The organism is Streptomyces sp. NBC_01317, from assembly GCF_035961655.1.
GTDB lineage: Bacteria > Actinomycetota > Actinomycetes > Streptomycetales > Streptomycetaceae > Streptomyces.
Genome location: NZ_CP108393.1, coordinates 3268425 through 3282618, shown reverse-complemented (window position 1 = coordinate 3282618; position 14194 = coordinate 3268425). Strand labels below are relative to the sequence as shown.

11 protein-coding genes are annotated in these 14194 nt (G+C 72.8%); 9 read left to right on the top strand and 2 right to left on the bottom strand.

Annotated features, from left to right (window positions below; genetic code table 11):
* Nucleotides 1-79 precede the first annotated feature (79 nt).
* The 6 genes from OG349_RS13775 (at nucleotide 80) to sucD (ending at nucleotide 7693) form a co-directional block, all read left to right on the top strand.
* A complete protein-coding gene (locus OG349_RS13775) occupies nucleotides 80-586 on the top strand; it encodes a hypothetical protein (protein WP_327234897.1) in 507 nt (168 codons plus the stop codon).
* A gap of 108 nt (nucleotides 587-694) precedes the next feature.
* Nucleotides 695-1807, top strand: coding sequence for an ATP-binding protein (locus tag OG349_RS13770; RefSeq protein ID WP_327234896.1), 1113 nt, complete (start codon nucleotides 695-697; stop codon nucleotides 1805-1807).
* Nucleotides 1804-4206, top strand: coding sequence for a DUF5682 family protein (locus OG349_RS13765; RefSeq protein WP_327234895.1), 2403 nt, complete (start codon nucleotides 1804-1806; stop codon nucleotides 4204-4206). The genes OG349_RS13770 and OG349_RS13765 overlap by 4 nt, the downstream gene beginning before the upstream one ends.
* Nucleotides 4203-5390, top strand: coding sequence for a VWA domain-containing protein (locus OG349_RS13760; protein WP_327234894.1), 1188 nt, complete (start codon nucleotides 4203-4205; stop codon nucleotides 5388-5390). Before OG349_RS13765 ends, OG349_RS13760 begins: the two co-directional genes overlap by 4 nt.
* A gap of 219 nt (nucleotides 5391-5609) precedes the next feature.
* Nucleotides 5610-6788: an ADP-forming succinate--CoA ligase subunit beta gene (sucC, locus tag OG349_RS13755; RefSeq protein ID WP_327234893.1), complete on the top strand. Its 1179-nt coding sequence runs from the start codon at nucleotides 5610-5612 to the stop codon at nucleotides 6786-6788.
* A gap of 20 nt (nucleotides 6789-6808) precedes the next feature.
* Entirely contained in the window at nucleotides 6809-7693 is an 885-nt protein-coding gene (sucD, locus tag OG349_RS13750) for a succinate--CoA ligase subunit alpha (RefSeq protein ID WP_327234892.1), read from the top strand.
* A gap of 154 nt (nucleotides 7694-7847) precedes the next feature.
* Here sucD and OG349_RS13745 read toward each other — a convergent pair whose 3' ends face one another.
* Nucleotides 7848-8720 carry a sigma factor-like helix-turn-helix DNA-binding protein gene (locus tag OG349_RS13745; RefSeq protein WP_327234891.1) on the bottom strand — a complete coding sequence of 291 codons (873 nt, stop codon included), beginning with the start codon at nucleotides 8718-8720 and terminating at the stop codon, nucleotides 7848-7850.
* Nucleotides 8721-8795: 75 nt separating this feature from the next.
* Between OG349_RS13745 and OG349_RS13740 the strand changes: the two genes are divergently transcribed.
* A complete protein-coding gene (locus OG349_RS13740) occupies nucleotides 8796-10649 on the top strand; it encodes a cell division protein PerM (RefSeq protein WP_327234890.1) in 1854 nt (617 codons plus the stop codon).
* Here OG349_RS13740 and OG349_RS13735 read toward each other — a convergent pair.
* Nucleotides 10639-11631 (bottom strand): hypothetical protein, encoded by a 993-nt coding sequence (locus tag OG349_RS13735; RefSeq protein ID WP_327234889.1) that lies wholly within the window; start codon nucleotides 11629-11631, stop codon nucleotides 10639-10641. The two genes, OG349_RS13740 and OG349_RS13735, sit on opposite strands and share 11 nt — an antisense overlap.
* A 285-nt stretch (nucleotides 11632-11916) precedes the next feature.
* Between OG349_RS13735 and purN the strand changes: the two genes are divergently transcribed.
* Both purN and purH read left to right on the top strand, forming a co-directional pair.
* Nucleotides 11917-12567, top strand: a complete 651-nt coding sequence (gene purN / locus OG349_RS13730) for a phosphoribosylglycinamide formyltransferase (RefSeq protein WP_327238568.1) — start codon at nucleotides 11917-11919, stop codon at nucleotides 12565-12567.
* Nucleotides 12564-14153, top strand: a complete 1590-nt coding sequence (purH, locus tag OG349_RS13725) for a bifunctional phosphoribosylaminoimidazolecarboxamide formyltransferase/IMP cyclohydrolase (protein ID WP_327234888.1) — start codon at nucleotides 12564-12566, stop codon at nucleotides 14151-14153. Before purN ends, purH begins: the two co-directional genes overlap by 4 nt.
* Nucleotides 14154-14194 lie beyond the last annotated feature (41 nt).

Here is a 14194-nt window from a genome sequence, read left to right as displayed (position 1 = left end):
CGGAGAAGCGGTCGCGCTTTGCCTTCTCTTTGCTATCGTGGTAGCTCCGCACTACCCATGCCCACCAGGGGGACCCTTGATGAACCGCACCGTCCGAGCCGTTGTCACCACCGCCGCGGTCACCGGCCTCGCGTTCGGTCTCGGCGCCTGCTCCGAGGCCGCGGACCGGGTGGACAAGGCGGTCACCGACGAGGTCGACAAGGCCGTCAACGAGGAGATCGACAAGGCAGTCACCGACGAGATCGACAAGGCAGTCACCGACGAGATCGACAAGGCCGTCAACGAGGAGTACGAGGTCACGTACGAAGTGACCGGCACGAACGTCGACTCGATCGACTACCACGCCAGTGGCGGCACGGCGACCGACCCCAAGATCGAGACGGTCGACAAGCCCACCCTGCCCTGGAAGAAGACCGTCACGCTCAGGGGCATCACGCCGCCCGGCGTCATCCCGAGCGCGCTGGACGTGGCCGGCGCCGAGGTGAAGTGCACGATCACCTACAAGGGCAAGGTCATCAAGGAGGCCGAGGGCGCGGGACCCGTCTCCGTCGGCGGCTGCATCACGGTCTCGCCGATCGTGCAGTGACCGTGAGCTAGGCCGCCGTTACCTCTCCGACCTGCGACGACGACCGATTGTCAGTGGCGTGGTGCACGGTGGAACCCACACCCGGTCCATCGATCTGGAGGGGGATCCATGACCGTGCCCGAGACCACGGACACCACTGGCGGCGAGGTCCTGCGACCGCACGCCGAGCACGCGTTCGCCGACGAGCTCAGGGCGCTGGGCGCGGCCGACGACCGGCCGCGGCCCGCCCGTTGGCGGCTGTCGCCCTGGGCCGTGGCCCTGTATCTCCTCGGCGGCACGCTTCCCGACGGAACGGTGATCACGCCCAAGTACGTGGGCCCGCGGCGGCTCGTGGAGGTCGCGGTCACCACGCTCGCCACCGACCGGGCGCTCCTGCTGCTCGGCGTGCCGGGCACCGCGAAGACGTGGGTGTCCGAGCACCTGGCGGCGGCCGTCAGCGGCGACTCGACCCTGCTCGTGCAGGGCACGGCGGGCACGCCCGAGGAAGCCGTCCGGTACGGCTGGGACTACGCGCAGTTGCTCGCCCACGGCCCGAGCCGTGACGCGCTCGTGCCGAGCCCGGTGATGCGGGCCATGTCCGAGGGCATGACCGCGCGCGTCGAGGAGCTGACCCGTATCCCCGCCGACGTACAGGACTCGCTCATCACGATCCTGTCCGAGAAGACACTGCCGATCCCCGAGCTGGGGCAGGAGGTGCAGGCGGTCCGCGGCTTCAACCTGATCGCCACGGCCAACGACCGCGACCGGGGGGTCAACGACCTGTCGAGCGCCCTGCGCAGGCGCTTCAACACCGTGGTCCTGCCGCTGCCGGCCACCCCGGAGGCCGAGGTCGACATCGTCTCCCGGCGCGTCGGCCAGCTGGGGCGCTCGCTCGACCTGCCGTCCGGCCCTGAGGGCATCGACGAGATCCGCCGGGTCGTCACGGTCTTCCGTGAACTGCGCGACGGTGTCACGGCGGACGGTCGCACCAAACTCAAGTCCCCGTCCGGGACGCTCTCCACGGCGGAGGCGATCTCGGTCGTCACCAACGGCCTCGCGCTCGCGGCGCACTTCGGCGACGGCGTCCTGCGCCCCGGCGACGTCGCGGCCGGCATCCTGGGCGCGGTTGTCCGCGACCCGGCGGCGGACCGGGTGATCTGGCAGGAGTACGTCGAGACGGTGGTCCGGGAGCGCGACGGCTGGAAGGACTTCTACCGCGCCTGCCGCGAGGTGAGCGCATGACGGCCCGGGGGCCGCTGCTGCTGGGGGTCAGGCACCACGGGCCCGGGTCCGCGCGGGCCGTGCTGCGGGCGCTGGACGCGGCGGCGCCGGGGGTGGTCCTCGTCGAAGGGCCTCCCGAGGGGGACGCGTTGGTGGCGCTCGCCGCCGACGAGGCGATGCGACCGCCGGTCGCGCTCCTGGCGCACGCCGTGGACGATCCCGGGCGTGCGGCCTTCTGGCCGATGGCCGAGTTCTCGCCCGAATGGGTCGCGCTCCGGTGGGCGCTGGCCCATGGCGTACCGGTCCGGTTCATCGACCTGCCCGCCGCCCACTCACTCGCGCTCCCTTCCGAGGAGGGGGACGGGGAAGCGAAGGAAGGCGGCGAAGAAGGAGAAAGGGAAGGCGGCCGAGAAGGAGAAAGGGACACCAGCGGCGACACCGGCGGGCTCCGGATCGATCCGCTCGCCGTGCTCGCCGAGGCCGCCGGGTACGACGACCCCGAGCGGTGGTGGGAGGACGTGGTCGAGCACCAAGGGGCCGGCCGTACGGGCGATCCGTTCGCGCCGTTCGACGCGGTCGCCGAGGCCATGGGCGCCCTGCGCGAGGAGTACGGCTCCGGAGGGGACCGCCGCGACCTCGTCCGCGAGGCCCACATGCGGGTCCATCTGCGAGCGGCGCGCAAGGAGTTCGGGGACGACCGGGTCGCCGTCGTCTGCGGCGCCTGGCACGTCCCCGCCCTCGCCGGGACGTACACCGCCACCGCGGACCGCGCGCTGCTCAGGGGACTGCCCAAGGTCAAGGCGGAGATGACGTGGGTGCCCTGGACCCACCGCAGGCTCGCCCGGCACAGCGGCTACGGCGCCGGGATCGACTCCCCGGGCTGGTACGGGCATCTCTTCGCCGCGCCCGACCGGCCCGTGGAGCGGTGGCTGACCAAGGTCGCCGGTCTGCTGCGCGACGAGGACCGGATGGTGTCCTCCGCCCATGTCATCGAGGCGGTCCGGCTCGCGGAGACCCTCGCCGTGATGCGCGGCCGCCCGCTCGCCGGGCTCACGGAGACCACGGACGCGATCCGGGCCGTCATGTGCGACGGGTCCGACGTGCCCCTCGCGCTCGTCCAGGACCGGCTGGTCGTCGGCGACGTCCTGGGCGAGGTGCCCGACGCGGCGCCCGCCGTGCCGCTCCAGCGCGACCTCGCCAAGGCCCAGCGCGCCCTGCGCCTCAAGCCGGAGGCGCACGAACGCGAACTGGACCTCGACCTCCGTAAGGAGACCGACGCGGCGAAGAGCAGGCTCCTGCACCGGCTGAGGCTCCTCGGTGTCGGCTGGGGCGTCCCCGGCGTGGGACGGGGCAGCACCGGTACGTTCCGGGAGAGCTGGCGGCTGTGCTGGGAGCCCGAGCTGTACGTGAAGGTCGCGGAGGCCGGCGTCTGGGGCACGACCGTGCGCTCCGCCGCGACCGCCAAGGCCGAGTCCCGGGCGGTGTCGGCGACCGCGCTCGCCGAGATCACCGCGCTGGCCGAGGAGTGCCTGCTGGCCGAACTGCCGGACGCGCTGCCCGTCGTGATGCGCGCCCTCGCCGACCGCGCCGCCCTCGACGCGGACGTCGGCCATCTCGCCCAGGCGCTGCCCGCCCTGGCCCGCTCGCTGCGGTACGGGGACGTACGGTCCACGGACACCGCCGCGCTCGGCGAGGTCGCGGCGGGGCTCGCCGAGCGCGTCTGCGTCGGCCTGCCGCCCGCGTGTGCCGGGCTCGACGCGGACGGCGCGGCCCAGATGCGGACGCACCTGGACGGCGTCCACACGGCCATCGGCCTGCTGCCCGCCGTCCGGGACGGCGATCTGGCCGCGCGCTGGGGAGCCGTCCTGCTCAAGCTCGCCGGGCGGGACACGATCCCCGGCGTCATCCGGGGGCGGGCCGCCCGGCTGCTCCTGGACGACGGCCGGCTTCCCGAGGACGAGGCGGCCCGCTTCATGGGGCTCGCGCTGTCCCCCGGCACCCCGCCGGCCGACGCGGCGGCCTGGATCGAGGGCTTCGTCGGCGGCGCGCCCGGCGGCGGCATGCTCCTCGTCCATGACGCCCGGCTGCTGGGCCTGGTCGACACCTGGCTGACCGGCGTCCCCGCCGAGGCGTTCACGGACGTGCTGCCGCTGCTGCGCCGCACGTTCTCCGCGTACGAACCGGGCGTCAGGCGCACGCTGGGCGAGCTGGTCCGGCGCGGCCCCGCCACCGCCCCGGCGACCGGCACGGCCGCACCGTACGAAGCGGCCGCCCCCGGCTTCGCCACCACGCTCGACGCGGCACGCGCGGACGCCGTCCTCCCGGTGCTGCGCCTCCTGCTGGGGCCGGGCGCAGGACACCTACGGGCACAGGCCCTCGTACCGGAACAGGCCCACGCGACGACGGAAGGGAAGCGATGACCACGGACCGTACGGAATCCGCCGTCGACGAGCGGCTGCGCCGCTGGCGCCTGGTGCTCGGCGGGGACGGAGCGAGCGGCACCGACGGCACCGGCTGCACCCTCGCCGGCACGGACGCGGCGATGGACGGCGCGCTCGCCGCCCTCTACGGCTCCGGCAAGGCAGGCGGCACCGGGGGCGGCGCGAGCCGCAACCGGTCCGCCGGGCTCGGAGCCTCCGCGCCGTCCGTGGCCCGCTGGCTCGGCGACATCCGCACGTACTTCCCCAGCTCCGTCGTCCAGGTCATGCAGCGCGACGCCATCGACCGGCTCGGACTCTCCGCGCTCCTCCTGGAGCCGGAGATGCTGGAGGCGGTCGAGGCCGACGTCCACCTGGTCGGCACGCTCCTGTCGCTGAACAAGGCGATGCCCGAGACGACGAAGGAAACGGCACGCGCGGTCGTCCGCAAGGTGGTCGAGGACATAGAGAAGCGGCTCGCCACCCGCACCCGCGCCACCCTGACCGGCGCGCTCGACCGGTCCGCGCGGATCAACCGGCCGCGCCACCGGGACATCGACTGGGACCGCACCATCCGGGCCAACCTCAAGAACTACCTGCCCGAGTACGGCACGGTCGTCCCCGAGCGCCTCATCGGGTACGGACGCGCCTCACAGGCGGTGAAGAAGGAGGTGGTCCTCTGCATCGACCAGTCGGGCTCGATGGCCGCGTCCGTCGTGTACGCGTCGGTGTTCGGCGCCGTCCTGGCCTCGATGCGCACGCTCGACACCCGGCTCGTCGTCTTCGACACCGCCGTCGTGGACCTCACCGACCAACTGGACGACCCGGTCGACGTCCTCTTCGGCACCCAGCTCGGCGGCGGTACGGACATCAACCGCGCCCTCGCCTACTGCCAGGCCCGCATCACCCGCCCCGCCGACACCGTGGTCGTCCTGATCAGCGACCTCTACGAGGGCGGGATACGCGACGAGATGCTCAAGCGGGTGGCGGCGATGAAGGCGTCGGGGGTGGAGTTCGTCGCGCTGCTCGCGCTGTCCGACGAAGGCGCCCCCGCCTACGACCGGGAGCACGCGGCGGCCCTCGCCGCGCTCGGCGCGCCCGCCTTCGCCTGCACCCCCGACCTGTTCCCCGAGGTGATGGCGGCGGCGCTGGAAAAGCGTCCGCTGCCCGTCCCCGACACGGCGTAGGAGGCTCTGTGACAGGTATCACCGCTCAGGTGCGATCCGCGATTTAGGGACCTACCGCCCACGGGGATAACCTGCGAGACGGACATGCCGCGTACCGGACAGCGTGTACGCCTCCCTCAGTGACGGTGCAGTCACGTTGCCCTTCGCGGCACGCCCACGCCGACAACGAACCCGCGATCACCAGGCTGCGGATTTCAGAACACAAAGGGACGGACACGCGTGGACCTGTTCGAGTATCAGGCGAGGGACCTCTTCGCCAAGCACGGTGTACCGGTGCTGGCCGGTGAAGTCATCGAGACGCCTGAGGCGGCCCGCGAGGTGACCGAGCGTCTCGGCGGCAAGGCTGTCGTCAAGGCGCAGGTCAAGGTCGGTGGACGCGGTAAGGCGGGCGGCGTGAAGCTCGCCGCGGACCCGGACGAGGCCGTCGAGAAGGCCGGCCAGATCCTGGGCATGGACATCAAGGGCCACACGGTCCACAAGGTGATGCTGGCCGAGACCGCGGACATCGCGGAGGAGTACTACGTCTCCTTCCTGCTCGACCGCACCAACCGCACCTTCCTCGCCATGGCCTCCGTCGAGGGCGGTGTCGAGATCGAGGTCGTCGCCGAGGAGAACCCCGACGCGCTCGCCAAGATCCCGGTCGACGCCTACGAGGGCTGCACCCCGGAGAAGGCCGCCGAGATCGTCGCCGCCGCGAAGTTCCCGGCCGACATCGCCGACCAGGTCGCGGACGTCCTCCAGAAGCTGTGGACCGTCTTCATCAAGGAGGACGCGCTCCTGGTCGAGGTCAACCCGCTGATCAAGTCGGGCGACGGCAAGATCATCGCGCTGGACGGCAAGGTCTCGCTCGACGAGAACGCCGACTTCCGGCAGCCCGACCACGAGGCGCTGGAGGACAAGGCCGCGGCGAACCCGCTGGAGGCCGCCGCCAAGGCCAAGAACCTCAACTACGTCAAGCTCGACGGCCAGGTCGGCATCATCGGCAACGGCGCGGGTCTGGTCATGTCGACCCTCGACGTCGTCGCGTACGCCGGTGAGGCCCACGGCGGCGTGAAGCCGGCCAACTTCCTCGACATCGGCGGCGGCGCGTCCGCCGAGGTGATGGCGAACGGCCTGGAGATCATCCTGGGCGACCCGGACGTCAAGTCCGTGTTCGTCAACGTCTTCGGTGGCATCACCGCCTGCGACGAGGTCGCCAACGGCATCGTGCAGGCCCTGGAGCTGCTGAAGTCCAAGGGCGAGAACGTCGAGAAGCCGCTGGTCGTGCGTCTCGACGGCAACAACGCGGAGCTGGGTCGCAAGATCCTGTCCGACGCCAACCACCCGCTCGTGCGGCGCGTGGACACCATGGACGGCGCGGCCGACAAGGCCGCCGAGCTCGCCGCAGCAGCGAAGTAAGGACGAGGGAAACCACAACCATGGCTATCTTCCTCACCAAGGACAGCAAGGTCATCGTCCAGGGGATGACCGGCGCCACGGGCATGAAGCACACGAGGCTCATGCTCGCCGACGGCACGAACATCGTCGGCGGCGTCAACCCCCGTAAGGCCGGCACCTCCGTCGACTTCGACGGTACCGACGTACCCGTGTTCGGGTCCGTGGCCGAGGCCATCGAGAAGACCGGCGCCGACGTCTCCGTCGTCTTCGTCCCGCCGGCCTTCGCCAAGGCCGCCGTGGTCGAGGCGATCGACGCCGAGATCCCGCTGGCCGTCGTGATCACCGAGGGCATCGCGGTGCACGACTCCGCGGCGTTCTGGGCGTACGCGGGCGTGAAGGGCAACAAGACCCGGATCATCGGCCCGAACTGCCCCGGCCTGATCACCCCCGGCCAGTCCAACGCCGGCATCATCCCGGGCGACATCACCAAGCCCGGCCGCATCGGTCTCGTGTCCAAGTCCGGCACGCTGACCTACCAGATGATGTACGAGCTGCGTGACCTCGGCTTCTCGTCCGCCGTCGGCATCGGTGGCGACCCGGTCATCGGTACGACGCACATCGACGCGCTCGCCGCGTTCGAGGCCGACCCCGACACCGACCTGATCGTGATGATCGGCGAGATCGGCGGCGACGCCGAGGAGCGTGCGGCCGACTTCATCGCGAAGAACGTCACGAAGCCGGTCGTCGGCTACGTCGCGGGCTTCACCGCGCCCGAGGGCAAGACCATGGGCCACGCGGGTGCCATCGTCTCCGGCTCCTCGGGTACGGCCCAGGCGAAGAAGGAAGCCCTGGAGGCCGCGGGCGTGAAGGTCGGCAAGACGCCGACCGAGACCGCGCAGCTGGCCCGCGCGATCCTCGCGGGCTGACACAAGGCTGACCCAGGCTGATTCGGCCTGGTACCGGCTGACGCAGGCCGAGGCTCCTCAGGTCGCCGGACGGGCGGGAAAGCCCGTCCGGCGACCGGGGCGTGAGTGCCCGCCCCTGCGCCCGGTGTCCGCAGAGGCCGGGTGTCAGAGGGTGTCAGAGGGGCAGCGGTACCAGCCTTTCCGGACCGCTGAACGGTGTGTCGCGCAGCCGGTCCCGCAGGGCCAGGTCCCGTTCGCTCCACGCCTCGGGACCGTTGGTGACCGGCGCCCCGCCGACCTGCCGCGGGGCCGCCAGCGGCTCCCAGTACCGCGTCGGCGCGGTGGCCAGCGTGAAGCCGGTCGCCCCCACGATCAACGCCGTGAAGGCGATCGCCGTCCGCGTCCACAACCGGGCGCGGCGCTCCGCGCTCCTCCGTACGGCCTGCGCCGGAGGGATGGCCGGCGGGGTCACGGCCCGCGTGAGCGCCCCCAGCCGCCCGTGCAGTGCGTCCGGGTCCGCCAGTTCGGGCAGCCGGTCGGCCACCGCCTCGCGCGCGTGCAGCAGCCGCCGTGCCGTCCCCAGCGTGCTCGCCTCCGTCTCCGCCGCTGTCTCCGGCAGGTCCAGGCCCAGCCCGTCGTACAGCATCAGGACACGGCGGTACTGCGGCGGCAGCTCCAGCAGCGCCTCACGCAGCGCCCGCCCGTCCCGGCCGTCCCGCTGACCGGTGATCAGGTCGGCGCGCCGGTGGGCGCGGCGGAACCGGTGCCAGGGCGACAGGGCGTACTCGTACGCGGCAGCCCGTACCCACCCGGCCGGATCCCGGTCCACCGCGACCTCGGGCCAGCGCCCCCACGCCTGGTGGAAGGCGCGCTCGACGGACTCCTGGGACAGACCGTGCCGCCCGGTCAGCAGATACGCCTGTCGTACGAGGGAGGGCGCGGTGTGGGTGTACAGCGCGTCGAAGGCCTGCGCGGGCGTGAACGGGCCGGCCCCCGGCGCCTCCGTGCCTGCGTCATGGGCCTCTGGAGAACGGGTGAAAAAGTACATAAGCATATATTGAGCGACACCACGGTCATTAGCTTGTTACCCGGATAAAGCGCGTGTCGTTGGCAGCATGGCGCCGTGACCCAAGTGACCGATCGCAGCACGACGTTGTCCTCGGCCTCGGCGGCGGAACGGGGCCGGGCCGCCGCGCTGACCGCGTCCTTCCTCCGCGGAGCCATCGCCGCGGGCCTCGGCCTCGGGGCGCTCGCCGTGCTGGTCATGGCGATGTGGATCACCTCGCCCTACCCCGACAGCGGTGCCCGTGGCGCCCTGCACGTGGCCGCCGCGCTCTGGCTGCTCGCGCACGGCGTCGAGCTGGTGCGGCCCGATTCCATGTCAGGGGCTTCCGCGCCGCTCGGCGTTGTCCCCCTGCTGCTCGTGGTCCTGCCGGTGTGGCTCACCCACCGCGCGGCCAGGGACGCCCTCGAACCGGAGGAGGGCAGGCCGCAGCTCACCGCGCTCGGCGCCGTGGCCACCATCTCCGGCGGATACCTGCTGGTCGGCGGCGCCGTCGTGTTCTACGTGTCGGGCGGCCCGCTCACCGCGCATTGGCTGCGCGCGGCGCTCCTGCTGCCCCTGGTGACCGTGGTCTCCTCGGCCGTCGGCGCGTGGTCGGGCAGCGGCCGGCCGGTCGGCCCGCTGCCCCTGTGGCTGCCCGCCGGGGTACGGGAACGCCTCGTCCGTACCGTCTGGGCACCGCCCGCCCGCCGCAGGACCGCCGTCGCGACGCGGGCCGCCGCCGCGGCCGTCCTGGCGCTGCTGGGCGGCGGAGGGCTGCTCGTCGGGGCGTCGCTGGTGTGGCACGGGGGCGCGGCGCAGGTGTCGTTCACCCATCTCGCGGGGGACTGGTCGGGGCGGTTCGCCGTCCTCCTGCTGGGCCTGGCGCTGGTGCCGAACGCCGCCGCGTGGGCCGCCGCCTACGGCCTGGGCCCCGGTTTCGCACTCGGTGCGGCGGCCACGGTCACCCCGCTGGGGATCACGGGCACCCCCGCGCCGCCGTCGTTCCCGCTGCTCGCCGCCGTACCGGAGGGGCACGGGACACCGCTGCACTGGGCTGCGGCGGGGGTGCCGGTGGTGGCGGGGGTGGTGGTCGCGTGGTTCACGGTACGGGTGGCGGCGCCGCCCTTCTCCGTACGGGAGGAGGCGTGGAGCCTGCGCGCGACGGCGGCGACGGCCGCGCTCGGGGGCGCGCTGGGCGCGCTGTTGACGGGGGTTCTGGCCAGGGCGGCGGGCGGGCCGTTGGGCAACGCGGACCTGGCCGTGTTTGGCCCCGTGGGGTGGCTGACGGGGCTGGCGGCGCTGGGGTGGCTGGTGGGGGTGGGGGTGCCGGTGGCGGTGGTGCTCAGGGCGTGGCGGCTGCGCGAGCGGCGGGTGAAGGTGGAGGTGGAGGCGGGCGCGGGGGTCGGAAGCGGGAGCGTGGCGTGGTGGGCGCCGTGGCGCCGGACGGCCGCACCGGTGGTGGCGTCGGCGGAGGTCGCGTCGGACGAGGGGAAGCAGGCCGACGGGAAGCAGGCCGAGAAGGACCGGGCGAAGGAGGACGGGAAGGTGGCGACGACCGGTGGGGCGGGTGCCGTCGTCCCCACCGATCCGGCTCCTGACCTGGAGTCGTACGACGTCCTGCCGGCCGACGCCTGGCACGACCGGGGGACACGGGAGGCGCGGTGGGCCGCGATCAAGGACGCGTCGGGCGGCCTGATGGCCGACTTCCCGGCCGTACCGCTGGTCCCCCCGCCCCCGGAACCGGAGCCCGTACCCGAGCCCGTAACGGCGTCGGAGCCGCCCTCCGGCGAGGAGGACGGCTCCGAGGAAGAGCGGCGGGAACGAATCCCGGTTCAGGAACCGAAGCCGGACCCTGAGGCCGATCCGGAACCGGAACCGGAACCGGAGCCGGTCGCGGACCCGGATCCCGGTCAGCCCGGCGTCACTCCTTGACGCCGTACATCGGCCGCAGCGTGTCCGGCAGCTGGCTGTTGCAGGACAGCTTGGCCTCCTGCGTGAGCGAGTCGTTGACGCACGTGAAGTAGTCGCGGTACGCGAGCTGTACGGAGAACGTCACCGCCACGATCGCCAGCGCCAGGCCGGCCGTCACCAGGCCGCTCACCGCGGCCGTCTTCTGCTGGCGGTTCTGGTTCGGGTTCGCCGCCGTGCCGGGCGCGGGGGTCTGCGCCTCGGGAGCGGAACGCGCCGCAGTCGCGTCCGTACGGAAGGCCGCGCCGGGGCCCGGCGCCGCGGAGCTGTCGGTCGCGCCCGGTCGGGGCTTGTTGCGCAGGGAACTGATGCCCCAGTAGACGCCCAGCGCACCGAGCAGCAGCGCGATCTCCGTGAGGTCGAAGAGCGAGAAGAAGAAGGCCCACATCCCGGCGAGCAGCGCGTAGCGGGCACGCCGCTGGAAGGGGTCGGTCGGGTCCCAGCGCAGGCCGCCGCGGCCTCCCTCGGAGCCGTCCTGCCGGCCGTTCCCGGGGCTGTTCTGCTCGTTCTGCCCGTTGCCCTGATTCCCGGGGCGGCTCCCGAAGCCGCCCGAGGAGCGGCCGGGCTGGCGGCTGCTCCACTGGCTGCCCCAGCCGCCGCGGTCGCCCCGGTCGGAGTCGGACCCGCCGTCGCCGGACCCGCCGTTCTCGGGCAGGCGGGGCCGCCACGGCTGGTCGGGCCGGTCGGCGGGCGGCGGCGCGAACGGATTGTCGTCGGAGGACCCGCCGGACCCACCGGACGACCCCGCGGACCCGGAGGAACCTGAAGCCCCCGCCGTACCCGAAGCCCCCTCCGTACCCGAGGAGCCGGACGGCCCGTCCGACCCCTGGGAACCGCCCGGAGCCCCCGAGGCCCCCGTGGAAGAGGACTGGCGTTCCCGCAGCAGCAGCACCGGCCCGGAGGGCGGCGGGAGGTGGAGTGCCGTGCGGCGGCGTCGGTCCTGCATCTGGTGAACGTCTTCCCCTCAGACCCAGCGCGCGGGGGTCTTGTGTCGTATGGGCCGTCCCGGAGACGGAACCCTGTCCCCAGACGCTACCTCCCGGCCACGCCCCCGTCCCGTGGGGGCCGCTCGGTGTGCCGGTATCGTTGCTGACGGTCGGCTCCTTCGTAGAGTTCCCCGTATCGGGGATCGTGACTCGTTCGTACGACCGCACAACACCGCCGACCACACCGGCCCCGCACGCTCGGCGAGGCCGTGCCCGCTTCCAGAAAGGCGCCCACCGTGGCCTCCCTGCCCCCCACCGGTCTGCCTCCCACCGGCCGGCCGGCCCGGCTCGTGGTCCTGGTCTCGGGTTCGGGTACGAACCTCCAGGCGCTGATCGACGCGATCGGCGCCGACCCCACGGGTTTCGGGGCGCGGATCGTGGCCGTCGGCGCCGACCGCGACTCGATCGTGGGACTCGAACGGGCGGAGCGCGCCGGAGTGCCCACCTTCGTGTGCCGGGTACGGGACCACGGGACGCGCGAGGCCTGGGACGCGGCGCTCGCCGCGGCGACGGCGGCGTACGAGCCGGACCTGGTGGTCTCGGCCGGCTTCATGAAGATCGTGGGGAAGGAGTTCCTCGCGCGCTTCGGCGGCCGGTTCGTCAACACCCATCCTGCTCTGCTGCCCAGCTTTCCCGGTGCCCACGGCGTACGCGACGCGCTCGCGCACGGCGTGAAGGTGACCGGCTGCACCGTCCACTTCGTCGACGAAGGCGTCGACGAGGGCCCGATCATCGCGCAGGGCGTGGTGGAGGTCAGGGACGAGGACTATTCGGACGACGGCGTCGCGCTCCACGAGCGCATCAAGGAAGTCGAGCGACGCCTGCTCGTCGATGTCGTGGGGCGTCTGGCCCGGCACGGCTACCGCATTGAGGGACGAAAGGTAACGATCCAGTGACCGCCGAAGGTACGAAGCGGCCGATCCGCCGCGCGCTGGTCAGCGTCTACGACAAGACGGGCCTGGAAGAGCTGGCCCGTGGACTGCACGAGGCCGGGGTCACCCTGGTCTCCACCGGTTCCACCGCCGCGAAGATCGCCGCCGCCGGGGTGCCGGTCACCAAGGTCGAGGAGCTGACGGGCTTCCCCGAGTGCCTGGACGGGCGTGTCAAGACACTGCACCCGCGTGTGCACGCCGGCATCCTCGCCGACCTGCGGCTCGACGCGCACCGTGAGCAGCTGGCCGAACTGGACATCGAGCCGTTCGAGCTGGTCGTCGTCAACCTGTACCCGTTCCGCGAGACGGTCGCCTCGGGGGCGACCGACGACGAGTGCGTGGAGCAGATCGACATCGGCGGCCCCTCGATGGTCCGCGCCGCCGCCAAGAACCACCCGTCCGTGGCGGTCGTCACCAGCCCGGAGCGGTACGGGGACGTCCTCGGGGCCGTCCAGGACGGCGGGTTCGACCTGACGACCCGTAAGCGGCTCGCGGCGGAGGCGTTCCAGCACACGGCCGCGTACGACGTGGCCGTGGCCTCCTGGTTCGCCGCCGACTACGCGGCCGTCGACGCGGAGGCCGACAGCGGTTCCGCCGCGGACCGGCTGCCGGACTTCCTCGGAGCGACGTACCTCCGTAAGAACGTTCTTCGTTACGGCGAGAACCCGCACCAGCCCGCCGCGCTCTACACCGGCGCCGAGGGCGGCGGCCTGGCCGAGGCCGAGCAGCTGCACGGCAAGGAGATGTCGTACAACAACTACACGGACACGGACGCCGCGCGCCGTGCCGCGTACGACCACCCCGAGCCGTGCGTCGCGATCATCAAGCACGCCAACCCGTGCGGGATCGCGATCGGCGACGACGTCGCCGAGGCGCACCGCAAGGCACACGCGTGTGACCCGCTCTCCGCGTTCGGCGGGGTGATCGCGGTCAACCGCCCGGTGTCCGTGGAGATGGCCGAGCAGGTCGCCGAGATCTTCACCGAGGTGATCGTCGCCCCGGACTACGAGGACGGCGCGGTCGAGGTGCTGGCCCGCAAGAAGAACATCCGTGTGCTGCGCTGTGCCGACGCGCCGACGGCGCCGGTCGAGGTCAAGGCGATCGACGGCGGGGCGCTGCTCCAGGCCACCGACCGCTTCCAGGCGGCGGGCGACGACCCGGCGAACTGGACGCTGGCGACCGGCGAGGCGCTGTCCCCGGCGGAGCTGGCCGAGCTGGCGTTCGCGTGGCGCGCGAGCCGCGCGGTCAAGTCCAACGCGATCCTGCTCGCCAAGGGCGGGGCGTCGGTGGGGGTCGGCATGGGGCAGGTCAACCGCGTCGACTCCGCGAAGCTCGCGGTGGAGCGCGCGGGGGAGGAGCGGGCGCGCGGCGCGTTCGCCGCGTCCGACGCCTTCTTCCCCTTCCCCGACGGCCTGGAGATCCTGCTGGAGGCCGGGGTCAGGGCCGTGGTGCAGCCGGGCGGGTCGGTCCGCGACGAACAGGTGGTCGAGGCGGCGCGGAAGGCCGGCGCGACGATGTACTTCACGGGGACGCGCCACTTCTTCCACTGAGCGGCGCGATCGGCGGGCTCGACGGCCACGGCGCCGGGTCC